This window comes from Dawidia cretensis, from assembly GCF_018598175.1.
Classification (GTDB): domain Bacteria; phylum Bacteroidota; class Bacteroidia; order Cytophagales; family Cyclobacteriaceae; genus Ohtaekwangia; species Ohtaekwangia cretensis.
This window is the reverse complement of sequence record NZ_JAHESE010000022.1, coordinates 37,750-62,306: the sequence shown is the minus strand read 5'-3', so window position 1 is coordinate 62,306 and position 24,557 is coordinate 37,750. Positions and strand designations below refer to the sequence as shown.

General features: G+C 52.9%; 22 protein-coding genes. 14 read left to right on the top strand and 8 right to left on the bottom strand.

Annotated features, from left to right (window positions below):
* Positions 1-129: 129 nt before the first annotated feature.
* The gene (yiaA, locus tag KK062_RS19370; protein ID WP_254085994.1) at positions 130-531 is read left to right on the top strand and encodes an inner membrane protein YiaA; all 402 of its coding nucleotides are present in this window, start codon (positions 130-132) and stop codon (positions 529-531) included.
* A gap of 122 nt (positions 532-653) precedes the next feature.
* On the top strand, positions 654-1,574 hold the full coding sequence (locus KK062_RS19365) for an NAD(P)/FAD-dependent oxidoreductase (protein ID WP_254085993.1): 921 nt from the start codon (positions 654-656) through the stop codon (positions 1,572-1,574).
* Here the strand turns inward: KK062_RS19365 and KK062_RS19360 are convergent.
* The 5 genes from KK062_RS19360 to folP all read right to left on the bottom strand — a co-directional run bounded on the left by KK062_RS19360 (position 1,569) and on the right by folP (position 8,188).
* On the bottom strand, positions 1,569-2,486 hold the full coding sequence (locus KK062_RS19360; protein WP_254085992.1) for an aldo/keto reductase: 918 nt from the start codon (positions 2,484-2,486) through the stop codon (positions 1,569-1,571). The genes KK062_RS19365 and KK062_RS19360 overlap by 6 nt on opposite strands.
* Positions 2,487-2,587: 101 nt before the next feature.
* Positions 2,588-3,040, bottom strand: a complete 453-nt coding sequence (locus KK062_RS19355) for a hypothetical protein (protein ID WP_254085991.1) — start codon at positions 3,038-3,040, stop codon at positions 2,588-2,590.
* 84 nt (positions 3,041-3,124) lie between these two features.
* Positions 3,125-6,355, bottom strand: coding sequence for a caspase family protein (locus tag KK062_RS19350; protein ID WP_254085990.1), 3,231 nt, complete (start codon positions 6,353-6,355; stop codon positions 3,125-3,127).
* Positions 6,356-6,395: 40 nt separating this feature from the next.
* Complete coding sequence (gene cdaA, locus KK062_RS19345) at positions 6,396-7,262, bottom strand: diadenylate cyclase CdaA (RefSeq protein WP_254085989.1); 867 nt, start codon at positions 7,260-7,262, stop codon at positions 6,396-6,398.
* 38 nt (positions 7,263-7,300) lie between these two features.
* Entirely contained in the window at positions 7,301-8,188 is an 888-nt protein-coding gene (folP, locus tag KK062_RS19340; protein WP_254085988.1) for a dihydropteroate synthase, read from the bottom strand.
* Between the two features lie 58 nt (positions 8,189-8,246).
* Between folP and KK062_RS19335 the strand changes: the two genes are divergently transcribed.
* The 3 genes from KK062_RS19335 to KK062_RS19325 all read left to right on the top strand — a co-directional run bounded on the left by KK062_RS19335 (position 8,247) and on the right by KK062_RS19325 (position 10,568).
* Positions 8,247-8,792 (top strand): DUF1599 domain-containing protein, encoded by a 546-nt coding sequence (locus KK062_RS19335; RefSeq protein ID WP_254085987.1) that lies wholly within the window; start codon positions 8,247-8,249, stop codon positions 8,790-8,792.
* 145 nt (positions 8,793-8,937) lie between these two features.
* Complete coding sequence (locus KK062_RS19330; RefSeq protein WP_254085986.1) at positions 8,938-10,053, top strand: BT_3928 family protein; 1,116 nt, start codon at positions 8,938-8,940, stop codon at positions 10,051-10,053.
* Positions 10,050-10,568 (top strand): shikimate kinase, encoded by a 519-nt coding sequence (locus tag KK062_RS19325; RefSeq protein ID WP_254085985.1) that lies wholly within the window; start codon positions 10,050-10,052, stop codon positions 10,566-10,568. Before KK062_RS19330 ends, KK062_RS19325 begins: the two co-directional genes overlap by 4 nt.
* On the opposite strand, the gene KK062_RS19320 is transcribed toward KK062_RS19325, so the two are convergent.
* On the bottom strand, positions 10,558-12,171 hold the full coding sequence (locus KK062_RS19320; protein ID WP_254085984.1) for a hypothetical protein: 1,614 nt from the start codon (positions 12,169-12,171) through the stop codon (positions 10,558-10,560). The two genes, KK062_RS19325 and KK062_RS19320, sit on opposite strands and share 11 nt — an antisense overlap.
* 25 nt (positions 12,172-12,196) lie before the next feature.
* The gene (locus KK062_RS19315) at positions 12,197-13,441 is read right to left on the bottom strand and encodes a hypothetical protein (protein ID WP_254085983.1); all 1,245 of its coding nucleotides are present in this window, start codon (positions 13,439-13,441) and stop codon (positions 12,197-12,199) included.
* Positions 13,442-13,602: 161 nt separating this feature from the next.
* On the opposite strand from KK062_RS19315, the gene proS reads away from it, so the two are divergent.
* From proS to floA, 3 genes are read left to right on the top strand one after another with little or no spacing between them, the layout of a single operon-like run.
* A complete protein-coding gene (gene proS, locus KK062_RS19310; protein ID WP_254085982.1) occupies positions 13,603-15,081 on the top strand; it encodes a proline--tRNA ligase in 1,479 nt (492 codons plus the stop codon).
* A 24-nt stretch (positions 15,082-15,105) separates the two neighbouring features.
* Complete coding sequence (locus KK062_RS19305; protein WP_254085981.1) at positions 15,106-15,573, top strand: NfeD family protein; 468 nt, start codon at positions 15,106-15,108, stop codon at positions 15,571-15,573.
* A gap of 20 nt (positions 15,574-15,593) precedes the next feature.
* Positions 15,594-16,589 carry a flotillin-like protein FloA gene (floA, locus tag KK062_RS19300; protein WP_254085980.1) on the top strand — a complete coding sequence of 332 codons (996 nt, stop codon included), beginning with the start codon at positions 15,594-15,596 and terminating at the stop codon, positions 16,587-16,589.
* 72 nt (positions 16,590-16,661) lie between these two features.
* Here the strand turns inward: floA and KK062_RS19295 are convergent, their stop codons facing one another.
* Positions 16,662-18,836, bottom strand: a complete 2,175-nt coding sequence (locus tag KK062_RS19295; RefSeq protein ID WP_254085979.1) for an ATP-binding protein — start codon at positions 18,834-18,836, stop codon at positions 16,662-16,664.
* Between the two features lie 53 nt (positions 18,837-18,889).
* Between KK062_RS19295 and murI the strand changes: the two genes are divergently transcribed.
* From murI to nuoK, 6 genes are all read left to right on the top strand, one after another.
* Positions 18,890-19,705 carry a glutamate racemase gene (gene murI / locus KK062_RS19290; RefSeq protein WP_254085978.1) on the top strand — a complete coding sequence of 272 codons (816 nt, stop codon included), beginning with the start codon at positions 18,890-18,892 and terminating at the stop codon, positions 19,703-19,705.
* Between the two features lie 96 nt (positions 19,706-19,801).
* A complete protein-coding gene (gene nuoH, locus KK062_RS19285; protein ID WP_262899265.1) occupies positions 19,802-20,884 on the top strand; it encodes an NADH-quinone oxidoreductase subunit NuoH in 1,083 nt (360 codons plus the stop codon).
* Positions 20,881-22,920, top strand: coding sequence for an ATP-binding protein (locus tag KK062_RS19280; RefSeq protein WP_254085976.1), 2,040 nt, complete (start codon positions 20,881-20,883; stop codon positions 22,918-22,920). The genes nuoH and KK062_RS19280 overlap by 4 nt, the downstream gene beginning before the upstream one ends.
* A gap of 110 nt (positions 22,921-23,030) precedes the next feature.
* Positions 23,031-23,726: a 4Fe-4S binding protein gene (locus KK062_RS19275; RefSeq protein WP_254085975.1), complete on the top strand. Its 696-nt coding sequence runs from the start codon at positions 23,031-23,033 to the stop codon at positions 23,724-23,726.
* Between the two features lie 17 nt (positions 23,727-23,743).
* Positions 23,744-24,244 carry an NADH-quinone oxidoreductase subunit J family protein gene (locus KK062_RS19270; protein WP_254085974.1) on the top strand — a complete coding sequence of 167 codons (501 nt, stop codon included), beginning with the start codon at positions 23,744-23,746 and terminating at the stop codon, positions 24,242-24,244.
* Positions 24,241-24,555: an NADH-quinone oxidoreductase subunit NuoK gene (nuoK, locus tag KK062_RS19265; RefSeq protein WP_317195795.1), complete on the top strand. Its 315-nt coding sequence runs from the start codon at positions 24,241-24,243 to the stop codon at positions 24,553-24,555. Before KK062_RS19270 ends, nuoK begins: the two co-directional genes overlap by 4 nt.
* Positions 24,556-24,557 lie beyond the last annotated feature (2 nt).

Genomic DNA, 24,557 nt, shown 5'->3' with positions numbered 1-24,557 from the left:
TACTATAGGGCCATCTTTCGGGATGGCCTTTTTTTTGTCCAAAAACGAAACCTAACCTTTATTTGAGTACATCGTTTACACGGCGAAGTACCCGTTTCATATGAAACGGTCTAACCTAAAGCACAAAATATGAATCAGAAACCATCAAATGCATTTGTCGCTGCTTCCTGGATTGCCCTTCTGGCCGGTATGATCTCGTTCATCATCGGACTCTGGAATGCCGACATGCTGTTGAATGAAAAAGGTTATTATTTTACTGTGTTGATGTTCGGCTTGTTTGCCGCCATCTCGTTGCAAAAAAGTGTACGCGATCAGTTGGAAGGAATTGCAGTTACGCAGATTTATTACGGCTTGTGCTGGTTCTCCACTCTGCTGGCCATTGTGCTGCTAACGGTAGGGCTGTGGAATGCCACGCTAACCCTAAGCGAAAAAGGCTTCTACTCCATGTCGTTCCTTCTGAGCTTGTTTGCTGCCATCGCCGTACAGAAAAATACCCGCGACTTAAAAAAGGCCGAAAGCGAGGGTCAATAACCTCCACCTGATTCCTATTATTAAAGGCTGTTCTCCCATGGACAGCCTTTTTTATTTTTTCAGCCTTCCTGGAACTTATTATTATCTGCAATGTTGTTGCATGTAATTAATCTTAAAAAATCATGGTATCCACCTCTACCACTACTTTTGACGTCATTATCATTGGCGGCAGCTACGCGGGGTTGTCAGCCGGCATGACCTTCGGCCGCTCGTTGCGTAAAGTGCTGATCATCGACGGCGGCAAGCCGTGCAATGCACAGACACCGCACTCCCATAACTTTCTGACACACGACGGCAGCACACCCAAAGAGATCGCCACCCTGGCCAAAAGCCAGGTGCTGCGTTATCCTACCGTTACCTTCCTGAAAGGCGAAGCCACACAGGTAACAAATACAGGGGAGCTGCTCCAGGTCACGACAGCCAGCGGCCAGACTTTTGAAGGCAGAAAGATATTGTTGGCCACCGGCATCCGCGATATACTGCCTTCTATTCCTGGGGTAAAAGAATCCTGGGGTATTTCGGTCCTTCACTGTCCGTATTGTCATGGCTACGAGGTGGCTGGCCGACGGCTAGGTGTATTGGCCAACGGCGATACCGGGTACGAGCTGGCCAAGCTGATCGGGCACTGGAGCAAAACGTTAACCTTGTTTACAAACGGACCCTCAACCCTGTCGGCCGCGCAGCAAGCCGAGATCAAAAAGTGGGGTACACCGGTCGTTGAGCAAGAAGTAACGGCATTGGAAGGCAAGGATGGTTATATCCGCGAGGTGGTGTTAAACGATGGATCGCGTATAGCGTTGGATGCCATCTTTACCCGGGCACCCTTTGAGCAGCCTGCGATCGTACAACAGCTGGGCCTTGATTTTACAGAGATGAATTTTATTCGCATCGACGAGTTTGGGAAGACCAACATCGACGGTCTGTTTGCGGCAGGTGACAACAGTTCGCCGATGCGCAGTGTCAGCAACGTTGTTGCCATGGGCACGAAGGCTGCGGCCTTTATAAACCGTTTATTGATAGACGAAGACCTGCAGGCGTTATAACGATTTGATCAGGGCGACCATTTTTTCACGACCTTTTTCATCCAGCAGGGCGCCGTGCCCCGCAAGCATGTTGTCTACGATATGTTTGGGACTGGACGTGCCCGGTATAGCACACGTTACTGCCGGATGAGAGAGTATATATTTCAGGAAGAACTGTGCCCAGCTTTGAATATCGTAGTCGGCTGCCCAGGAGGGTAGGGTTTTGCCTTTCGTTAGCGAAAACAGTGAACCCTTTTCAAAGGGTTCATTGATAATAACGGCAACACCTTTGTCTTGCGCGGCCTGTAGCAGGCTGCGCTCGGCATGGCGTACGCGGAGGGAATAGTTGAACTGTACAAAGTCGACGGCTTCCGTCTTGAGAATCTGCTCCAGTTGTGCGTGCGCGGCGGTAGTATAGTGTGTGATGCCGGTATAGCGGACCTTTCCTTCGGCCTTTCGGCGCTGCAGCGTGCGGAGGTGCGTCTTCCAGTCGGTGAGGTTGTGTACCTGGACCAGGTCCATCGTTTTGCGCTGCATCTTTCGCAACGAGTCGTCCATTTGGTGGATGCCGGCAGCTTCGCCCGTGGTCCAGACCTTTGTAGCGTAAAAGAGCTTCTCGCGTACGGGGCTGGCAGCGGCAAGATCGCCGATCACTTCTTCGGCGCGGCCATACATAGGGGAGGTATCGATCAACTTGCCGCCTTGTTGGACCATCAGGTTTAATACCTCGGTGAGGGGCTGGCGCTCGGCATTGTCGTTGCCTACGTCATGTATCCAGGTGCCTAAGCCTACGAGGGGGAGCTGCTCACCCGATGACGGTATCGGGCGGGTGTTCATGCCTTTTTCCATGTCTTTTCGCGCGTACGACGACAGCAACAGACTGGCACTGGCCAGCCCCAACAGCGCTTCGCGGCGTGTGATTCGTTCTGTCATGGTCGTTGATCGTGTGTACCAACAAGGTACGATTATGCGCTAACAAACCCATCCACTCTGGCTGTAGGTGGACGATTTGGTCTGGCGCTGCGGCCGTACGATTACTTGATGCCGAATTCCTTCTTGCGCTTGGCGACGATCTCACCCATTTTAGAGGTGTCCTTGGCAATGATGCCAAAGGCCGGGTCGATGTTGTCGGAAGGGAAAAAATAGATGCAGTTTTTTTTGCCCCGGATCTTGAGCTTGTAAATATTCAGGAAAGGCACGATACGCAGGGACTTCACCTCAGGCCACTCCAGCCGGATATTGCGGTGGCCTTCCAGGACCACGATCTTGTTTTTGCCAACTGCTACACGCCGAATCTTGTCGCTGATGACGGAGAAAATAAAGAGGGAAATAAGTCCCAGCGTGAAAAAGATCAAGGCAATGAAAAAGCTTTTGGCATTGAAGTCGCGGCCAATGATAACGATACCTCCTACGATCCACTGGATAAGTGCGAAGACCAGGAAAAAGTATTTGGCGAAATAAAATTTAACGGGGTTAGCTTCTACCATTTTCTTAAATCATGTCAGGGGTTATGTGTAAACCTAATTTACGATATGTCTGCCAATTTTGTTCCAGTTGCCGTGATTTTCTTATCACTCGATTACGACTGGGAAATCTTGTCCCCGGCTGAAGGTATACGGATACTGCGGTTTGCCTTTCAGCTGGCGTGTCATCTCGGGCACCTGGTCGTCAATGTATGACTTCAGCTCATAAATTGTAACCTTGCCGTCGTGCGGGGCGCCGTCTGCCGCACCCTGCAGGGCCTTGATCAACACATAGGTAAAGAGGCCGTGGCCCAACTCGGTAAACTCGGTGGCGAACTGCTCGCTGCCAGCCGAGGCCATGACGTGAATGCCCGCACTGCGCGACAGTTGGGCAATGGCCTTCTCTTCGCCCGCACCCCGTGTGGCCAGCAGCTCGACGGAGCCACCCGACTGGCAGGCGTCCATGATGATAAGTTGCTTCAGCGCCTTGATATGCTTCAGCTTGTCTTGTAAAACACCGGCCTCAATGGCTTCTTTCTGCAGCGCAGCCTGGTCGTATAGTCGCAGGCCTTCCGTGGGTATAAAGTAAAATTTGTCCTCCACCATGCTGCCATGCCCAGCGTAGTACAGAATAAAAACGTCTTCCTGCCGGATCTTGCCGCTGAGCTCGTCCAGTTTGTTCAGGATATGTTCGCGCGTGGCCTCGCCGTCGTACAGGGTTACCAGCTCGATGTCCTTAAAGAGTTTCATGCTCTTGTCGTTGACAATCACCTTGCTGAACGACTCGGCATCAGGGCGAGCATAGTTCAGGCTGAGCTTGCTGTTTTTGTATTGGTTGATGCCAACTGACAATACATAACAGGTGCTGTTTTTCGAAACGTGGTCGGAGGCGATCTCTGCCGTGTGTGGATCAGACTCTACGTTGTCACGGTTGTTGGCGACGGCGGTAAAGCTGTTGGGGCCACTCACCAGGTCAACGACCTGTTTATAGGTGGATGTCTGTCCTTTGCCTGAAGGGAGCTTTAGCGCTCCACGGTCCAGTGAAATACTTTTGCCATTATGCATGACCCGTAAGTTCTCTACTCCTGCGCCATTGTCAGTAATGCGAATGTATAGCTCTGCCTTGCCCGCGGTGGCGTGGTGCAATACAGCCACCTTTACTGTCGGTGGAGGCGCACTGTTAAGCTTACCCTGAATGCCGCCCTTGCGATCGTCACGGCCGCCGCGGTTTTGGAATATTTTGGGAAGCAGATCGGGGCGGTAAAACTCGTGGAAGAATTGGTCGACCGCGTAGGTCTTCAGACCGCTGACGAAGTGTATATACTTGCGTGCGTCGTCGGTGCCGTTGAAATATCCCTCGGGGTTTTTGACCATCCAGTCGCGCTCGCCCAGGTGTATGTGCTCGAAAAACTCTTTGCCGGTAGCGAGGTCCCAGAACTTGGTCACGCCGTCCAGGCTATGGCTGATCAGCATTTTGCCGTCGGGGCTAAACAGCAGAGAGGTTACTTCGGCATTGTGCCCATGGAAGGTGCGGATGATTTTACCGGTCGCAGGCTCCCACACGCGGATGGTGCGGTCGGCACCGGCGGTATAGATCTCTTTTTCGTTGGCACTAAAGATCGCCGTGTGCACGGCACCGCGGTGGTCTTTCAGCTTGCGGGTCATCAGGCCGGTGCCGACATCCCACAGGCGCACCGAGCCGTCCCAGCTGGCGCTGAGCAGCGTTTTGCGGTCAGCGCTGATCTGAATCGAGCCTACAATATCCGTGTGGCCAACAAAATTGCGTACTTCTTTCTTCGTATCGATCTCCCACATCTGTATGGCGTTGTCCAGACGGGCCGTGATGACGTAGAGGTCGTCGGGATAAAGCAGGTTATAGACCGAGTAGCTCTGAAAATCGAAGTAGGTTTGCATTGTGCCGGTGGCCAGGTCGTGGATCTTCATGGTAGCGTCCCAGCTGCAGGAGATCACACCGGTCTCGGCGGCGTTGAAGTGTATATCGAAGATCGGCTCGCGGTACGATTGAATGACCCTGAGCGAGTCACCGGAGTTCAGGTCCCACAATACAATCTTGCCGTCGCCACCGCCCGTCAGCAGTTTGCTGCCATCCCTGGAGAGGTCGTAGCTCAGCACCCCTTTCTTGTGGCTGACATACTCCATCACGGTCTTACCGCTGGCAATGTCCCAGCGTTTTACCTTGGTGCCAAACTTACCTTTGATCAATGTCTTGCCATCGGGCGTGATGCGCAGGCTGTTTTTGAGTCGTACATATTTAGCAATTGACGACTGCCAGTAAAAGTTAGGATCGTAGTCCAGGCCGCCTTTGTCGCGTTGGCTGAGGAAGCCGGTAAAGACGCCGGTCTTTTTTTGCGACGTCGGATTCCAGGCAAAAGCTGTGTTGTTGTCGGAGGTGACGAGCAGCTCGTTGCCGCTGTTGGTAAACGTCACCCCGTGGAATTGACCTTTTTCTTCGGCCACCAGCTTGGCAAGTACTTTGCCCGAGGCTTCGTCCCATACGGTAACATCTTCTTCCGTCGCCAGCGCCAGCTTTTTACCGTCAGCGCTAATCGCGGAGCCAGTTACGTCCTCTTCGTTCTTGTCGTAGGTACGCACCAGGGCCAGGGTGGCGAGGTTAAATTTCTTAGCGATGCCGTTGTGGGGCAGGGTGTACAGGAACTTGCTGTCGGGGCTGAATTCCACGCGGGTGCCACAGCCACCGCAGCTGCCCTCGTCTTCGGCGGTAAAGTCTTTGACAAGTTTCCACTGCTGTACGTCGTACAGGCTGGTGCGGCGGTCATCCTGGCCGAGGGCCATCCAGCGGCCATCGGGGCTGATGGCGATGTCAGTGCCCGTGCCCAGCCCCTTGTCGGGATCGACGGGCAGGCGCGCCAGCACGCGGCGGGTTTTAAAGTCGTAGATCACGGCAGAATCGTAGCCCGTATTGTTTGTGCCCGTGTGTACAAAAAAACGCATCTGCGGATCGATGGCGACGTCGCCGATGAAGTCAATGGTGGTGATAGCGGCTATTTCCCGGCCGGTCTTCACTTCCCACAAGCGGATAGTCTTGTCGTAGCTACCGCTGAGGAGGTACTGGCCGTTAGGCGTAAAGGCCAGGCTGGTAACAGTGGCTTCGTGGCCCAGGAAGCTGCGCACTTCGCGGCCGGTGCTGACCTCCCACAGCTTGGCAGCCTTGTCTTTGCTGCCGGTAGCAATGTAGTTGCTGTCAGGGCTGACAGCGACGGTCATGACCGCCAGCTCGTGGCCCTTTTGAATAATCGTTTCAATGGATTGCGCGAAAGAGCTGCTGGTGAGCAGCACAAAGAGGAAGGTCAGTCTCATGCCGGCGGCAAATTAGATGCCGGACAAAAATAGTAAGTTTTTACGCTTTTACGGATGGCGTTTCGGCGGATGCCTCGGCTTCGTGCTCGTGTACCTCTTCCCAGTTGCCAGATTCGCTGTTATGCAGGTAATCCAGAATCTTTTGCTCGATCTGTTTCAGTTTCAGGGCGCGTAGATATTTACCGTTCCGGGCTAGCACCAGGCGGCCTGTTTCTTCCGATACCGCCAGCACGAGCGTGTCCGTGCTTTCGGACATGCCCACGGCCGCACGGTGGCGCAGCCCAAAGTTGGGGGGAAGGTGGTCGTTCTCACTGACCGGCAATACGCAGCGTGCCGCCCGAATACGGCCTTTATAAATAATGACAGCCCCATCGTGCAGGGGAGAATTTTTGTTGAAGATTGATAGAAGCAGGCGCTTGTTTACTTCAGCATCCAGGGCGTCGCCGGTCTGCGCATAGAACTTCAGCTCGGTGTCGCGCGAGAAAACCATGAGCGCACCGGTCTTTGAAGCCTTGAGGGTCTTAACCGCTTCGATCACCTGGCCTATATCAAAGTCATCATGGTATTCGTGGCGCCAGTTGGAAATGGTCTTGAAGATATTTTCGCGGAACTCCGTACCGCGGCCGATCACGAGCAGGAACTTCCGGATTTCGGGTTGGAAGAGAATGATCATGGCCAGTACACCGACGCCCATAAACTGTCCCAGGATCATCGTCAGCAGCTCCATCTGGGCGGCACGCACGATGAGGTATACCAGGTACAGGGCGAGAATACCCAGGAAGATATTCACGGCAATACTGCCGCGAATAAGCTTATACACCTGGTATAATAAGACACTGACCAGGCCAATATCAATGACATCGACCCAGCTAACTTCCAGGAATCCGATTTTGAACAGGAAGATCATGTCTTACAAATGTAACCGATCAGGCATAGAAGCCCAATTTAAACAACAGACTTCTGTGCAGAAGAACGTGTCGTAAGCATGACCAGCTTGACAGCCTCCACGGCCTCGCGCACATCGTGCACCCGCAGAATGCCGGCGCCTTTCATCAGGGCAATGGTATTCAACACGGTGGTGCCATTCAGCGCATCTTCCGGTCGTTGCTCCAGCGTGCGCCAGATCATCGACTTGCGCGACAGGCCCGCCAGCACGGGACAGCCTAACACGCGAAAGTGCTCGAAGTGTTGCAGCAGCTCGAAATTCTGTGTGGGTGTTTTAGCAAAGCCAAAGCCCGGATCGATGATGATATCTTTCACCCCACGTTGCCGCAGGGCGTGTAGCGCCGCGTGTAGAAAGTCGAGAACTTCCTTCAACAGGTCGGTATAGTTCGTTTGCGTCGCCATGGTTTGGGGAGTGCCGCGCATGTGCATCAGAACATAGGGTACTTGCAGACGAGCAACCGTATCAAACATGGCCGGGTCCAGCGTGCCGCCCGATACGTCGTTTATGAGGTGGGCACCGGCCGCTACGGCTTCGGACGCCACCTCGCTGCGAAAGGTATCGACGGAAATCAAAGCACCGGGGAAGGCCGTGAGGATGGCTTGTATCGCGGGCACGACGCGTTGTATCTCCTCCGCTATGGTAATGTCAGCCGCACCCGGCCGTGTGGAATAACCACCGATGTCGAGAAATGTTGCGCCGGCTTCCAACATATGGCCTGCCTGTGCCTGTACCTGGTCCAGCGACGAGTAGCGGCTGCCTTCGAAGAAGCTGTCCGGCGTAACGTTCAGGATGCCCATGACGCGGGGCGTCTGCAGGTCGATAAGCCGCCCACCGCAATGCAGGGTACGGTTTGTAGAAAAAAAATCATTTTCAAACACGGATTTCATGGCCAGGCGCTGGAATTCTCATTCAAATTAAGAAGTTTGCGGGCTAAAGTTTATTCCCTTGGTTGAAAAAACATCTCAGGAGTACAAGGCGGTAATCGCCCAGTGCCGCGCGCTGTTTGAGAAAAAAACACGCGATTATGGCACCGCCTGGCGCATTTTGCGACTGCCTTCCATCACCGACCAGATCTTTATCAAGGCCCAACGCATTCGCAGCATTCAAGATAAGGGCATACAGCTGGTGGACGACCCCATCCGCGACGAGTTCATCGGCATCATCAACTACAGCATCATTGCGCTGATCCAGCTGCAGCTCGACGAGCACGCCAGCCTCGACCTGCCGTTTGAAGAACTAGCGCCGCTGTACGACAACGCGGCCCACGAGACCTTCACGCTGCTTCAGCAAAAGAACCACGACTATGGCGAAGCCTGGCGTGCCATGCGTGTCTCCTCCATCACCGACATCATTCTCATGAAGTTGCTGCGGGTAAAACAAATCGAAGACAATCAAGGCAAGACCCTGGTGAGCGAGGGTGTAAAAGCCAACTACCAGGATATGATTAACTACGCTGTATTTGCCATGATCATGAGTGGCGAAGCCAGATAAAGACTGCCTGCGCAGAAAAGTTGTTATTTAATAGTTAAAATAAGGTGTGCAATGGCTTTTGAAAGGCGGAAGTGGGAAGTTTGGTGATAGTAGCCGCCCCGTGCATAGCAGCAGGGATGTGAACCGAGCATAATTATCAAGAACGATGATCAAGATAGTCGACAAATTCTCACGCTTCTTTGTAGGAGCCTTATTCATTTTCTCCGGACTGATCAAGTTGAACGACCCGATCGGCACCGAGATAAAAATGGAAGAATACTTCGAGGTCTTTGCCAATGACTTTGGCTCTTTCTTCCTGGTGTTTAAAGATTGGGCGCTGGAGATTGGTTTGATTCTGATCGTGCTGGAAGTCGTGCTCGGCATCGCCGTGCTGCTGTTCTACCGCATGAACCTCACCGCCAAGGTGCTGCTGGGATTGATCATCTTCTTTACATTCCTCACATTCTACTCGGCTTATTTCAACAAGGTAACCGATTGTGGCTGCTTTGGCGACGCCATCAAGCTCACCCCCTGGGAGTCGTTTACAAAAGATGTTATCCTGGTCGTGTTTATTCTGCACCTGTTCTGGTATCGCAAGCGTTACACGCCGGCGCTGCCCGACCAGGTGGGTCATATCATTATAGCTTCTTCAACGATCATCAGCTTTGCACTGGGCATCTACGCCTTGTTGCACCTGCCCTTTATCGACTTCCGCGCGTATAAGATCGGCAACAATATACCGCAGCAAATGCAGCCCGAAGAGCAACCGCGCTTCGAGTATGTATTTAAAAAGAAAGACAGCGGCGAAGAGATTGCTTCAGAAAAATACCTGGGCGACACCACGGTGTATCAGTATATCAGTGTACGCCAGACAAACGAAGATAAAACCAAAGCGAAGATTACGGACTACTCTGTCTTTACCGATCAGGGTGAAGACATTACCCAAAACACCTTCGAAGGCAACAAGCTCTTGCTGATCTTCTACGACGTCTCGAAAGCCTCGGCCAAAAACATCGACAAAGTTCGCGCGCTGGTAAAAGCGCTGGAGGGCAGCAAGGTGGAGGTTATGGCGCTGACGGCTTCCAGCGCCGGCGAATTTGAAGCCTTCCGTCACAAACACCAACTGCCAGTGGCGTATTACTTTGTTGATGCAACCGTACTAAAGACCATCATTCGCTCGAATCCCGGCATTACGCTGTGGAAAGATGGCACGGTAAAAGGCATGTGGCATCACAACGACACACCGGACGCTGCAACGGTGTTGAACACCCTGGGCGAGTGAGCGACTACCTCAAGATATTCCTGGTCGGCATGCCGGGCTCCGGTAAAAGCACGCTGGGGCGACCCCTGGCAGAGACGTTATTATTGCCATTTGTAGACCAGGACAAAGAAATTGAACGTCGCGCCGGAAAGACGGTGCAAGCTATTTTTGCCGAAGACGGCGAAGCATACTTTCGCCTGCTGGAATCAGAAGTGTTAAAGCACTGGGCCGCAACCGACATGAACTTCGTGATGGCCACCGGCGGGGGGGCGCCCTGCTTCCACGACGGCATGACCGTCATCAACGTAGCCGGTATAAGCGTGTTCCTCGATGTGCCGGTAGAAGAGCTGCTCAGCAGAACGGCTACCGACAAGGGACGGCCGCTGCTACAAGCCGAAGACCTGGCGGAAAAGAAAACAAAGTTGACAGCATTATACGATCGCCGACAGACCTGCTATGCACAGGCGCAAATCGCGTTGAAAGAACCCACCTTGCCGGCGTTGCAGCATGCCATCGACGCCAGGCTTAGAAAGTAAAGCCCAGCGTGAGGAGGTAATTCATATTCTTTACGTCTTGTATGGCACGCGGCTCGGGGATTCCGTCCACGGAATACGGCACGCGTACATTCTCCGTTTTGCTGGAAACAACAGCCAGATCGGTATAGAACTTTTTCACCCGCACACCAACGCCTCCCGAGATAGATTGGATCTTGCGGTCTACGCCAGCGCTGACGCGATAGGGATCGGCCATTAAGTTGTAGCCAAGACGGGCGCGGAAGATTTGATATCGATATTCTGCCCCCACGCGATAATTCACCACCGAAGTATACGTAGACTTGATGCTCCTGTTGTCGGAGTCGTACCAGTCGGAATTACTGGTATTGTCCTTGTACTTGGAGTTGCCATAGTTCACGAACTCTACATCGGCGCTGATAAAGCCAAACTTGGCAATGAATGTCGCACCGGCACTTACCTTCATAGGTGTACGTAGCGAGTATTCAGACAGTGTAGGTGAATCGAATTGCGAAACAATGTTCCTCAGGTCGTCACTGGTATTCGTGGGCGTATCATAGTAGTCAAAGTTATTCCAATCGGCTTCCTGACTGGCCGTATAGTTGTCGGTCAGGCTGTACCAGGTAGGGGTCGCCAACGAAACGCCTAACTGTACAAAGCTTACCGGCTTGTAAATAGCGCCAATGGTAAAGTTCGCGCCGCTTCCCTCGATGTCGATGTTCTCGGTCGTGGAGTGGTAGTTAAGCGGATTATAATCGACGGCATCCTCGCCGCGGTTATACCGGAAGTTTGATTCCCGGAAATTCAACTCCAGGGAGTAGCGCAGTGTCGTCAGACCCAGGCTGGCGCCGAGATAAAACTTATCAGAGAAATTGGCGCCATACGCAAAGGACCATTGATATTGGCGTCCGCTACGACGGAAGGACTCCACCTGATCAATCGTACGGACTTCGTCTGGCTGACCCTCGATGGGTATGTCCGTATCGAGCACCGAGCCGTATCTATTCAGAAAATTACCCTCGTCGTCGTAGATCGCATCGACCAGGAAGTTATTATACGCCAGGCCTGATAACGTGTAGTACCCATTGTTGCCCGCCTCGAGGTAGGAAGGATCGTCGGGAGCCTGGAAGTAAGCATCATCCACAAAAAAGTCGATGATCGATGACTCGCTGTTCGTACCGCTGTAGCGATACGAGTTGTTCAGGTCATTAATGCGGGTGAAGGTAATGCCAAAGCTACCGCCGAGAAATCCCGTCTCGCGACCGTTGCCGTAATGCAGCACCAGGCTGAGTGAAGGAATGTTAAATTTTGTATTCTGATCGCTGGAGGTCGTTCCATAATAGCGAGTACTGATATCTTCACCGGCTACGCCCAACCCCAGGGTAAATTCTGATTTAGTATAGAAACCCAATCCGGCAGGGTTTGACGCCGCCGAGCTGAAGTCACCCCCCAGGGATGTCTGGGTACCACCCAGTGCCTGGATGCGTGCGCTACCGGCCGGCTTCGTCCGGCTAAACAGCAGTGCGTTGCCGGTGAAGCTTTGCCCCAGCACCGGAAGGGTGGGGGAAATCATGAACAATAGAATCGCTGCCGTGAGGGTAATCCTCACCACCTTCATCACCTTCATAGTGTACTGTACGAGAAATTAAGAATTAGTTGCCTCTGCCACCGCGGGATCGACCACCGCCGGAGTTGCCTCCAGAGTAGCCACCACTGCTACGTCCACCGCCGCCGCTGTTACTATTACCGAACGAAGAGTTTGAACGGTCGTTGTTATTGTTGCTGCTTCTGGACGGTGTATACGAGCGGTCGCTGTTACTGTTGCCATTGTTCCAGTTTGAATTGCTGTTGGATGTACGGCCGTTGGAGCTGTTACCCGAATTTGAATTCGAATTGCTATTGTTGGCGTTCGAAGGCTCCTGGGTCACGCGACGCCATGTGCGGTTGTAGTACTCGCTGCCTTGTTGACGCGACCTGCCATTGGTGGTATTCGCCGGTGTAACAGCGTTGTTATTCAGGTTAGACGTACGTCCAGCCGTAGCTTGCCGTTGCGAGCGGTTGTTGCTGCCAAAAGCATCCGACACCTGTGTGCGGGTACTCGTATTGGGGCGCGTAGTGTTGACGACCTCATTGCCGCGGCTGCCACGTTTGGCGTAGCGCGGGCCGTAAGTGCCTTCGCCGTTGTTAATAATGATCACGCTGCCCGGGTAGCCATACCAGCCCGGATAACCGGAGTTGTAGCCATAACCAAATCCCCAGGAAGAAGCGTAACCGCAATACGGACGGTTCCAATAGTTGTAGTTACCGCCCCAGCCGTAGCCATAGTTACCATAGTTATTATAGGAGTTACCCCAATAGTAGCTGAAAGAGGCAGACCAGCCGTTGTTGTTCCAATACGGGTTGTACCAGGGGCTGTAGTAGGGGTCGGCATATCCATAGTACGGGCTGTTCCAGGAATTGATAGGTGCATTGTAATAGTTTGCACTATACCAGGGGTTGCCGTACCACGAATTAAAATTGTTATTCCAGTTGTTCATGTTGCTGGAAGTGGAATACTGATAGTTGTTCACGAAATAATCCTGGTCGTCCGACTGCGAAAGTTTTGCGGTGGAACGAGCTTCATACTCCGGATTGACGTTGCGGGCCGAGTAGCTGTCGGTTGGGTTGAGCGCCTCTACACTTTCGACACTTCCTTCCTCTTCCTCCGTCGCGGGCTCTTCACGCATTTTCTTAGCCTTCTTCACGCTGGCTTCATAGGCTATTTGGTCCTGCCGCTCTTTCGATTGAAGCTTAGCGCGATCCGTGGCGTTGAAATACATGTCATCGTCCTCCTGGGCGAAGGCGCCGATGTTTATGATGAAAGCTGCCAGTAACAGCAACAATGCCTTGGTTTTCATAGCGTGGTGTGTTTTATATCTTTCGTGGTGGCTCTACACAACCTAACGAGTGTAATGCCGTAAAAGTGTCGATAAAGCTACAAAATTTAGCCAGTATTTGACCCGCTTAATTTACATTTGCCTTTTCGACATCGATTACATATAACAATAATTATACCAGTATGGCCAAAGAGTTACCCACCCGCAAAGAAGATTATTCTTTGTGGTACAACGAATTAGTGAAGAAGGCAGATCTTGCCGAACATTCAGACGTGCGGGGGTGTATGGTCATCAAGCCCTATGGGTACTCCATTTGGGAAAAAATGCAGCAGGCACTGGACAAAATGTTTAAGGATACAGGCCACAGCAACGCCTATTTCCCGCTTTTTGTGCCGAAAAGCCTGTTTGAAGCAGAAGAAAAAAACGCCGAAGGGTTTGCGAAGGAGTGTGCCATTGTGACGCACTACCGCCTGAAAACCGACCCACAAAATAAAGGCAAGCTGATCGTCGACCCCGAAGCCAAGCTCGACGAAGAGCTGGTGGTACGGCCTACCAGCGAGGCCATCATCTGGAGCACCTACAAAAAATGGATTCAGTCGTACCGCGACCTGCCCATCCTCGTAAACCAATGGGCCAATGTGGTACGCTGGGAAATGCGTACGCGCCTTTTTTTACGGACGGCAGAATTCTTATGGCAAGAAGGCCACACGGCGCATGCCACTGCCGACGAAGCCGTACGGGAAACCGTACAAATGCTTGACGTCTACGCCGACTTTGCTGAAAACTTCATGGCACTGCCGGTTGTAAAAGGAAGAAAGTCGGAAGGCGAGCGTTTCCCGGGCGCGGTCGACACCTATTGTATCGAAGCGATGATGCAAGATGGCAAAGCACTGCAGGCAGGGACGTCGCACTTCCTCGGCCAAAACTTTGCGAAGGCGTTTGATGTGCAGTTCACAAACAAAGAAGGCAAGCTTGGCTACGTATGGGGCACCTCATGGGGCGTGAGCACGCGCCTGATGGGTGCGTTGATCATGGCCCACTCCGACGACGACGGCCTGGTGCTGCCGCCGAAGCTGGCGCCCATCCACGTGGTAATCGTGCCGATTTTCCGTACCGACGAGGAGCTGGCCAGGATCTCCGAGAAAGCACAGGAAATCGCCGCTGCCCTGCGCAAGCAAGGATTTGCGGTGAAATTCGATAACCGTGATACCCACAAGCCAGGCTTTAAGTTTGCCGAGTGGGAGCTGAAAGGTGTACCCGTGCGCCTGGCCATTGGCCCCCGCGACATGGAGGCTGGCACCGTAGAAGTGGCGCGCCGCGACACCAAAGAAAAGCAGGTCATGAAACTGGACGAAGTGGTAGAAAAGATCCCCGCCCTGCTCGACGACATCCAGACAACGATCTACGCCCGCGCCAGGACATTCCGCAGCGAGGTTACCACCGAGGTTAACGCGTATGAAGAGTTCAAGAAGGTGCTGAACGAAAAAGGTGGCTTCCTCGCCGCGCACTGGGACGGAACGCCCGAAACAGAAGCAGCTATTAAAGAGGAAACAAAGGCCACCATCCGTTGCATTCCGTTGGATGCGAAGGAAGAAGCCGGCGTGTGTATCTACTCCGGCAAGCCTTCGACCCGGCGGGTACTGTTTGCCCGGGCGTACTAATCGCACAAATAACTTCGATCGGCCATGATCATGTGGATAATCATCTTTTCTTTGCTTCTCATCGGCCTGGCGCTGATCGTGATTGAATTGGTATTCATTCCCGGCACTACAGTAGTGGGCTTGCTGGGATTCATCTTTGCCGGCGCCGGCGTGATGATTGGCTACCAGCATTTTGGCAGTGATACCGGTTTATACATATTAATAGGTACCTTGGTGGCTACGTTGGGCGCACTCTTCTACAGCTTCCGGTCGGGTGCGTGGTCGCGGTTCTCCAACAAGTCTTCTAACGACGGGAAAGTGAACGAAGGTATCACCGGTGGCCTAAGCATCGGCGACGAAGGTGTTACCCTGTCAACGCTCCGGCCCATTGGCAAAGCGGAGTTTAATAGCAAAACGTTTGAAGTAAAAACGCAGGGGCAGTACGTGGAAACTGGCCAGCATGTCCGCATAATCCAAATTCGTCTGAATGACATTGTCGTAGAACCTTTTTAACTAACCATAGAAAAATTATCATGGATCCTGTTTACTATCTTGTTATTGTGTTGGGGGGGATTATTCTGTTCCTGCTCTTTTTATACTTTGTACCCATCAACCTGTGGATCACCGCCATCTTCTCCAACGTGAAGGTGGGGCTGCTCGAGCTGGTGTTTATGCGCATCCGGAAGGTGCCACCACGCATTGTCGTAGATTCGTTGATCACGGCTACTAAAGCCGGCTTGCAAATCTCCTCTAACGAATTGGAGACACACTACCTGGCCGGTGGCAATGTGCCAAATGTTATTCGTGCACTGATCTCGGCTGACAAAGCTAATATCAGCCTGAGTTTCAAACAGGCCACCGCTATCGACCTCGCCGGTCGTGACGTGTTCCAGGCGGTTCAGATTTCGGTTAATCCCAAAGTGATCACTACCCCCAAGGTAGCGGCGGTAGCGGCAGATGGTATTCAGCTGATCGCAGTGGCCCGCGTGACGGTACGTGCCAGCATCGCCCAACTGGTGGGTGGCGCCGGTGAAGACACCATCCTGGCCCGTGTGGGCGAAGGTATTGTATCGTCTATCGGTTCAGCCAAATCACACAAAGAAGTACTGGAAAGCCCGGATAAAATTTCCAAGCTGGTACTCTCGCGCGGTCTGGATGCCGGTACAGCGTTTGAGATCTTGTCAATTGATATTGCCGATGTAGATGTAGGGGCCAACATTGGCGCCAAGCTGCAGATCGATCAGGCTACAGCCGATTTGAAAGTGGCCGAAGCAAAAGCAGAAGAACGCCGTGCCATGGCCGTAGCGTTGGACCAGGAAATGAAAGCCAAAGCAACAGAAGCTCGCGCGAAAGTAATTGAGGCAGAGGCTGAAATTCCGAGAGCCATTGCTGCGGCATTTACGAATGGCAACCTGGGTGTAATGGACTACTATAAAATGCAGAACGTACAAGCGGACACCGACATGCGGCAGGCAATCTCCGGATCGGGCGCCAAAGGACAAGGACAGTCGTCTACGCCGAAACAATAACAGCGAGACAGCATAGTATATACCGCGAGTGCTGCCCATCAGGCGGCACTCGTTTTCTTTACAGCATTAGAGTTAATTTGCGGAATGATGCTGTGCCAGCGGCAAATGAATGGTAAAAGTAGTGCCTATCCCATAATCACTCATCAACGTGATCGTCCCCTTCAATTTGTGAATAGCCTTATTCACAAGATAAAGCCCCAGGCCGTTGCCTTTAGAAGCTTGCGAGGCCCGAAAGTACAGATCGAATAGACGCGCCTGGTATTTCTCTTCCACCCCCATGCCGTTATCGGCGACGTGAATCTCGACATGATCGCCTATCCGCGTAATGTTTACATCGATAAAAGGAGTAACGCCGGGTTGTGTCTTGCGGAAGAGTACGGCGTTTTCAATCAGGTTGCGGAAGATGATGCGCAGCAAGCCCACGTTAGACAAGATGGTGATGTCGGCATGTACAGAGAGGTGACTGGTGATGCCAAACCGACGGAAGTCGTTTTGGAAATATTGCACGGCTTCTTCCACCAGCGGGTTGAGGTGTATAGGCTCCAGCGGCAGGTCGGGTTTGTTGAGCTCATACATCATCTGCATTTTAAACAGCATGCTGTCCATGTTCCGCGCCGTCTCCACCACTTTGTCAAAGAGCATATTCGCCTGCGGGTCGTTCACAATGTGGCGTGCGACCTGGTCCAGGCCTAATAGCGTAGTGATGGGGCGGCGTATATCGTGCGACGACCGGTATAGAAACGTGTCCAGCTCCTGGTTGGAGAGCGCCAGCTGGCGCGTGCGCTCGACTACCTTCATTTCCAGCTGTGTGTTCAGCGTCTGGATATACTGGTTATTTTCCTGTAACATGGCACTTTGCGCCTCCAGCTCGGAGTTTTTAATCTCGATCTCGTCGCGCTGCTGGCGTATAAGCCGGGAGATATTTCGCTGCCGGCGGAAGTTGTTAACGAGCAGCATCACCAACACCACCAGGAGGATCAGACCCATGAGCGTCACGATAAAAAGAATATTCTGACCGCGGATGCGCTCTTCCTGGATCTCGTTATTCTTGGTGAGCAGCGCAATTTCCGTTTGCTTGCGGTCGAGGTCAAACGCAACCTTCACCTTGGCCAGGTTTAATGCCTCTTGCTCGTGGGAAAGTGAGTCGCGGAGCTTTACATGTTTTAAGAGTCCATCATAGGCTGGCCCATAGGCGCCTTGCACAGACTTGAGGCGCGACCACGACAACCAGTACGACGCCATATTTTTTCGGGAGGTAATGACGTCATGCTCACGGCTAAACATGATATGGGCGGAGTCGAGGTAGGTGTTTGCCAGGGGGTAGTTGCCCTGCGTCAGATAAATGTCACTCATGGTGAGGCAAGCCATGCCGGCGCTGCTCCACATGCTGAACTTCTGGCTCACCTTGTAGTCGGCCAGTACGCCTGTCTTCGCTTCCTCCGTGCGGCCCATGTCGCGCAGCACCACTGCTTTGTTACCATTGATGAGGCCGATCCAAAACTCATCGTTGATCTTCCGCGCCAGGGCCTCTGCCTGGTCGAAATAGCGCAACGCCCCAGCGTACTGCTTCATCTGGCGGTGCGCCAGCGCAATGGTGTTACACGTGCTCATCTTCTGAAAGTCGGCCGCGCGGCTGCTTTCGGTTTTGCTCAGTCGGTCGTGATATTGAAGCAAGCGGTATCCTTCGTCAATGCATTGCTGGTAGTTGTGCGCCGAGTAGCTGATCATGCAGCTCTCGTAGTGGCACAAAATCACATAGTTATAGAGTTGTAACGACTCAAAGATCTTGGAAGCGTCAAGAATGTGTTGAAGCCCCTCCGCCAGCAGGCCTTGCTGGGACAAAAACTGGCCCAGGTGAAAATAGGCCAGGCCAAGACCCATTTCCTCGCCTTGATTCTCTTTAGCCGTGGCCAGTGCCCGTTGAAAGTGGCGCAAGGCTTCTTCCTTAAAGCCAAATTTCCCATAAATAAAGGCCATGTTTCGGTTGGCCAGCACGCGGCTGAGGGGAGAGCTCTTCTCGGTCTGCTTCAAACCCTGTCGCGCAAAGCGAATGGCCCGCTCCTGATCCAGTGCCAGGTAGCGCTCTTGTAAAGCATCAAAGACGTCCACCATCTCGCGGGGCGAGCTCATCTGTACACGTTTGTAAAGGCTATCAAGGTCGGTAGTATCCTGTGCGCGGGTACTACCTGGTAACAAGAGCAGGGTGGTTACCAGGAGGAAAAAAAAGCACGGATTTTTATGGCTCATGCAGTTAAGATGACACTAAAAATAGTAAAATTCGCAGCGATTTACAGCAGCCAATGAAGGTAGAAAAGCAGCAGCCCATCGGCGTATTCGACAGCGGCATCGGCGGATTGACCGTAGCCCACGCCATTAAAAAATTATTGCCGAACGAAAGCATGATCTATTTCGGCGACACCGCGCACCTGCCGTATGGCGAAAAGTCTGAAGCTGCCATTCAGGCGTACTCCATTCGCATTGCCGATGTGCTCGTGAAAAAAGGCTGCAAGGTGATCGTGATCGCTTGTAACTCTGCCTCTTCCGCCGCCTATGCGCTCCTGAAAGAATACGTGCGCAAGGACATTCACATCATCAACGTCATCGACCCCATGGTCTCGTTGGTGTTGGATAAATTCCCGGGGGCACAGGTGGGGTTGATCGGCACCAAACGTACAGTACAGTCGGGCGTCTATCATCGTAAGATTGAAGAGGCGAACAAAGGCACAACGGTGCACTCCCTGGCCGCACCGTTGTTAGTGCCCATGATCGAAGAGGGATTCTTTAACAACCAGATCAGCCACGAAATCATCGCGCAATACCTCGCCGACCCGTCCCTTCAAAACATTGCCGCCCTCATCCTGGGCTGTACACACTACCCCCTTATAAAAAGGGAGATCGGCGATTTTTACAAAGGACAGCTCGCCATTCTCGATTCCTCCGAGGTCGTGGCCCAAGCCCTGCAGCGCTACCTGCAGCAGGAGGGACTCCTCAATGACACGGGAGCCGATCCGTATTATCATTTCCTTGTATCGGACTACACCGAATCATTTGAGGCATCGGCCCGCCTGTTTTTCCATGAAACGGTCCACCTCGACCGTCACGCGTTGTGGGAATAGGGCGTCGGCCCCGCGGCTGGTGTACTGTTTTTTCAGAAATGATAGAAAACCACCGTAATAAATTCCGCATCTTTGACGCCATTTTAACCCAATTTTCTGAGCACACTCCTGTTCATATTACCCTTCCTGCTGCTGTATACCATCATGGCCATATACGCAGAACGGAAGATCTCGGCGTTTATCCAGGATAGGTTGGGCCCTATGGAAGCCGGTCCCTATGGCCTGCTGCAAAGCGTTGCCGACCTGGTGAAGCTCATTCAGAAAGAAGACATCATACCCGCGGGCGCCGACAAATTCCTGTTCCGGGTGGCGCCCATTGTCATTTTTACAGCTGTATTTGTTGGTTTTTCAGTATTGCCGTTAACCCCCGCGTGGACCGGCGCGCCCATTTCCTCTGCCGTCTTTTTCCTGCTGGCCATCACGTCGCTGGATGTGCTGGGCATCCTGGTGGCGGGCTGGAGCTCGAATAATAAATACAGTGTGTTGGGTACCATGCGCTCTGCCGCCCAGATCATATCGTACGAAGTGCCGCTGGGCCTGTCCGTATTAAGTGTCTGCATGGTGTGCGAAACGCTCGACCTGCAAGCCATCTCGTATCAGCAAAGCGCGCTCAACGACGAGCACCAATATCTTTTTGGCATTCGTGCCTGGGGTATAGATGTGACGGCGATCGGCGGCTTCCTGGCGTGGAACGTCGTGCGTATGCCCCTGCTCTTTTTGGCGTGGGTGATCTTTTTTATAGCCTCCCTGGCCGAAAGCAATCGCGCACCGTTCGACCTGCCAGAAGCGGAGTCCGAGCTGGTAGCAGGCTTTCAAACCGAATACTCCGGCTTCCGCTGGGCGGTAATCATGCTGGGTGAATATGGAATGATGCTTTTAGTGAGTATATTAGGGTCGGTGTTATTTTTTGGAAGCTGGAGTACGCCCCTGCCTAATATCGCATCGATGCGGTTAGCGGAATGGACAAGCGGTACACCGGGCACTGTGGCTTCGACCCTCTGGGGAATTTTTTGGTTGCTGAGCAAAGCGTTGTTGTTCGTAGCGATTCAAATGTGGGTCCGCTGGACCTACCCTCGCCTCAGGGTTGATCAATTAATGAATTTATCGTGGAAATATTTAACACCAATAGCACTAGCATTGGTTATTCTATGCGGATTTTGGAAAGTACTATGTATATGAGCAGGATGCTGTCTTTACGCCTTATTTTAACGATTATGGTGCTGACAACGTGCGGCCTGTCGCAAGCACAGACACCCGCGGGCGTTGACAGCCTCGAGAACGTAGTCAAATCGTCTAACCTGCCCGACAGTGCGCGCCTCGACGCCCTCACGCGGTTGTCGGGCCTGTACCAGTTCGTAGACTTCGCCCGCAGCGTGAAGTATAGCGAAGAGGCCATTGCCCTGGCCGCCAACACCGATTTGCCCCTGCACAAGATCAAAGCCTATCGCAACGCCGCCCTGCTGTATACCATCAGCGGCGACTATAGCTCCGCCCTGCGCTACGACAACCTGGCCCTCGAGCTTGACATGATCGTGAAAGACAGCGCCGGCATTGCACAGGAATATAACGCCATCGGCAACGACTACTACGACCTCGGCGAATACGACGACGCCTACTTCTACTTCACGCAATCACACCGCATGGCCAGCGCCGCCCGCGACACCCTGCGCATGCTCATTGCCCTGCACAATGTAGGCCGGGTATTCAAAGAGCTGGGTCAGTTCGATCAGGCCCTCGACCACCTGCAGCTTTCTAAAAAACTGAGCGAGACGCAGAACGATCGGGAAGGTATACCCTACGGTCTTTACGAAATTGGCGACGTATTGCTGCGCAAGCATGAATACGACTCCGCACTGGCCACCCTGCGCGAGGCACTGGCATTGGTGCGTACCCTGCACGTCGACATAATCGAGCCCAAGGTACTCTCCACCATGGCGACCGCCTACCTGCAGCAGAACGATTACAAAAATGCGCTGGCATTTTACGACTCGGCCTATGCCTTGCACCAGAAGACCACCAACCGCTACGGCATGGCAGAAGCCAACCTGGGTCGGGGCATCGTACTGACGAAAGAAGGAAACTTCGATCAGGCCCTGGAGAAATTCGAAGCCAGCCTTTCCGTAGCGCGCCCCCTCAATGCCCGCGTACTGGAGATAAAAGCCTTCAACGAGCTCTCGGCACTGTGGGAACAGAAAGGCGACTTTAAAAAAGCATTGTACTACTACAAACAATACAAGCAATTAGAGGATACCCTCTTCAGCCAGGAGACACAAGGCAAGCTACTGCGCGACCAGATCCGTTTCGAAACGGAATCGCGCGATACGCAGATCGCTGCGCTCAGCCAGCTGCAAGTCATGCAGCACGGTGAGCTGAAGAAACAGGAGTTTGTACGCAACATCCTGGTCGTGGTCATGGCCCTGAGCGCCATCTTGCTCGTGACAGTATACCGCAGCGGACAGCGCCGCCGGAAGATCAACACGCTGCTGCTACAGCACCAGGATGATATGGAAAAGCGCAGCGAAGAGCTGGAGCGCCTCAACCAGGTAAAAGACAAATTCTTCTCCATTATCTCGCACGACTTGCGGTCACCCATCAACGCCCTGGCGGGTCTGCTCGACCTTATCGACAAAGGAGCCATCGAGCCGGCGGAAATGCACAAACATACCCAGGAGCTCAAAGTGCGGTTTAACCATACCCGTACGCTGTTAAACAACCTGCTCGACTGGACACTGCTGCAAATGGACAAACTGAGCCTGCAGGCAGCCCGCATCAACCTGCGCAAGATCGTAGACGAAAACATTCAGCTGCTCATCTCGGTGCAGAACAAACAGATCAATATGATCAACAACGTGCCGACAGACGCTATTGGCTATGCCGACTCCAACACCATCAACCTGGTGATCCGGAACCTGATGATGAACGCCATTAAGTTCACCAACGATGGAGGCAAGGTGACTATCGACGCCAAGCCGCAGCCATCGGAATGGTTGTTCTCCGTGAAAGATAACGGCGTAGGCATGAAGCCCGAAGTGCTCAATATGCTTTTTGACAAGACTGCCCCGTATACTACTCGCGGTACCGCCAACGAAAAAGGTACAGGCCTGGGGCTGATCCTGTGCAAGGAATTTATTGAGAAGAACGGCGGCCGCATCTGGGTTGAAAGCGAAGAAGGACAAGGCAGTACGTTTTTCTTTACGTTGCCCAAGGCAGACTAACGAACGCTCTTCGACAGCAAAGGGGCTACCCGGTACCGGGTAGTACCCCTAAATTCATCTTTTAAATTCCTTTTTAACATCTTTTAACCTTCTATTTTTGTTCCACAGAAATGGAAGGAACCCCGCTTACATATTTCGGCGCGATTGGCAGCACGGTACGTTCTCTGTGGACTGGCCTCAGGATTACGTTCAACCATTTGCTGAAAGCGCGCCACAGCCGCCTGCCGGTAATCATCAGCGACAAAAACTACTTTAACGACACCGAGGGCATCAACACCATTGCGTACCCACACGCCATGCAGCCCGTGCCGGACAACGGTCGCTATCGCCTGCACAACGAGATTGACGACTGCATTGTATGCGACAAGTGCGCCAAGGTATGCCCCGTCGATTGCATCACCATCGAGCCGATCAAAGCCATCGAAGAGATCGGCAAGACCTCCGATGGTACCTCCAAACGCATTTACGCCGCCAAGTTCGACATCGACATGGGCAAGTGCTGCTTCTGCGGACTTTGCACCACCGTGTGCCCGACAGAATGCCTGACCATGACCAAAGTCTACGACTTTAGCGTGTTGGATATACGCGACCACAACTTTGTCTTTGGCGAAATGACCGAAGCAGAGATTGCCGAGAAAAAGCAAGTCTACGAAGTATACCAGCAAAACAAGGCGACGCAACCCAAAGCACCCGCTGCTACCCCCGCAGCGCCGGGTACACCGGCCGTGGCGACACCGCCTGCTGCCGGTGCGAAGCCTGTATTCAAACCGAAGATTAAACCGGCGGGGCCTCCGTCTGCAAGCTGATGGAACCGGCGACAATTATGTTCTACTTCTTTGAAGGAGCCGCAGCCCTGTCGGCCGCCTCCCTGATCTTTATCCGTCAGGTCTTTTACGGCGCCTTATTGCTTATCGTCTGCCTGTTGTCACTGGCTGCGATTTATATACTGGCCTTTGCGGAATTTGTAGCGGTCACACAGATCCTGGTGTATGCCGGTGGCATCGTCGTCGTGATTCTCTTTGGTGTCATGCTTACCGCGAAGATTGGTGAAAAGCCTTTGGTGGTACAACACGGCAATGTGTTCGGCGGCATCCTGGCAGCCGCGTCGCTGTTGGCCGTGCTGCTGTATGGATTGGCAGGGCATGACTTTACATCCGCCACAGCGGCGACAACCATGGCAACGCAAAATGCGGTACAGGAAACGGGCTTCGTGATGATGCGCGACTTCGTATTGCCCTTTGAGCTTGCCGGTATGCTATTGTTGATGGCGCTGGTAGGCGCGGCGGTAATTGCTGCCCGTACAAAAAATAACCGAGCCTCATGATGTTCCCGTTACAACACTTCCTGATCCTAAGCGCTATTCTCTTTTCGGTGGGGCTACTGCTCGTGGTGATCAAACGCCACGCTATCATGATGCTGATCGGCATTGAGCTTATGCTGAATGCCGCGAACCTCAACCTTGTTGCATTTAACCAATTATACCCCAACCACCGCGACGGCCAGATGTTTGCGCTGTTCGTGATCATCGTCGCCGTATGCGAAACCGCTGTGGGGCTGGCTATCATCTTGCGTACCTATCATTTCTACCAGACATCCGTGCCGGATGCGGTGGCTGAACTTAGCGACAAACCCTGATC

What these genes read in the sequence shown, in the direction of transcription:
- KK062_RS19350 (WP_254085990.1), bottom strand. Translation starts at nt 6,355, where the DNA reads ATGAGACTGACCTTCCTCTTTGTGCTGCTCACCAGCAGCTCTTTCGCG.
- KK062_RS19280 (WP_254085976.1), top strand. Translation starts at nt 20,881, where the DNA reads ATGAGCAGGATGCTGTCTTTACGCCTTATTTTAACGATTATGGTGCTG.
- KK062_RS19305 (WP_254085981.1), top strand. Translation starts at nt 15,106, where the DNA reads ATGATCATGTGGATAATCATCTTTTCTTTGCTTCTCATCGGCCTGGCG.
- proS (WP_254085982.1), top strand. Translation starts at nt 13,603, where the DNA reads ATGGCCAAAGAGTTACCCACCCGCAAAGAAGATTATTCTTTGTGGTAC.
- KK062_RS19355 (WP_254085991.1), bottom strand. Translation starts at nt 3,040, where the DNA reads ATGGTAGAAGCTAACCCCGTTAAATTTTATTTCGCCAAATACTTTTTC.
- cdaA (WP_254085989.1), bottom strand. Translation starts at nt 7,262, where the DNA reads ATGATCTTCCTGTTCAAAATCGGATTCCTGGAAGTTAGCTGGGTCGAT.
- folP (WP_254085988.1), bottom strand. Translation starts at nt 8,188, where the DNA reads ATGAAATCCGTGTTTGAAAATGATTTTTTTTCTACAAACCGTACCCTG.
- yiaA (WP_254085994.1), top strand. Translation starts at nt 130, where the DNA reads ATGAATCAGAAACCATCAAATGCATTTGTCGCTGCTTCCTGGATTGCC.
- KK062_RS19330 (WP_254085986.1), top strand. Translation starts at nt 8,938, where the DNA reads ATGATCAAGATAGTCGACAAATTCTCACGCTTCTTTGTAGGAGCCTTA.
- KK062_RS19295 (WP_254085979.1), bottom strand. Translation starts at nt 18,836, where the DNA reads ATGAGCCATAAAAATCCGTGCTTTTTTTTCCTCCTGGTAACCACCCTG.
- nuoK (WP_317195795.1), top strand. Translation starts at nt 24,241, where the DNA reads ATGATGTTCCCGTTACAACACTTCCTGATCCTAAGCGCTATTCTCTTT.
- KK062_RS19315 (WP_254085983.1), bottom strand. Translation starts at nt 13,441, where the DNA reads ATGAAAACCAAGGCATTGTTGCTGTTACTGGCAGCTTTCATCATAAAC.
- murI (WP_254085978.1), top strand. Translation starts at nt 18,890, where the DNA reads ATGAAGGTAGAAAAGCAGCAGCCCATCGGCGTATTCGACAGCGGCATC.
- floA (WP_254085980.1), top strand. Translation starts at nt 15,594, where the DNA reads ATGGATCCTGTTTACTATCTTGTTATTGTGTTGGGGGGGATTATTCTG.
- KK062_RS19270 (WP_254085974.1), top strand. Translation starts at nt 23,744, where the DNA reads ATGTTCTACTTCTTTGAAGGAGCCGCAGCCCTGTCGGCCGCCTCCCTG.
- KK062_RS19275 (WP_254085975.1), top strand. Translation starts at nt 23,031, where the DNA reads ATGGAAGGAACCCCGCTTACATATTTCGGCGCGATTGGCAGCACGGTA.
- KK062_RS19365 (WP_254085993.1), top strand. Translation starts at nt 654, where the DNA reads ATGGTATCCACCTCTACCACTACTTTTGACGTCATTATCATTGGCGGC.
- KK062_RS19360 (WP_254085992.1), bottom strand. Translation starts at nt 2,486, where the DNA reads ATGACAGAACGAATCACACGCCGCGAAGCGCTGTTGGGGCTGGCCAGT.
- KK062_RS19320 (WP_254085984.1), bottom strand. Translation starts at nt 12,171, where the DNA reads ATGAAGGTGATGAAGGTGGTGAGGATTACCCTCACGGCAGCGATTCTA.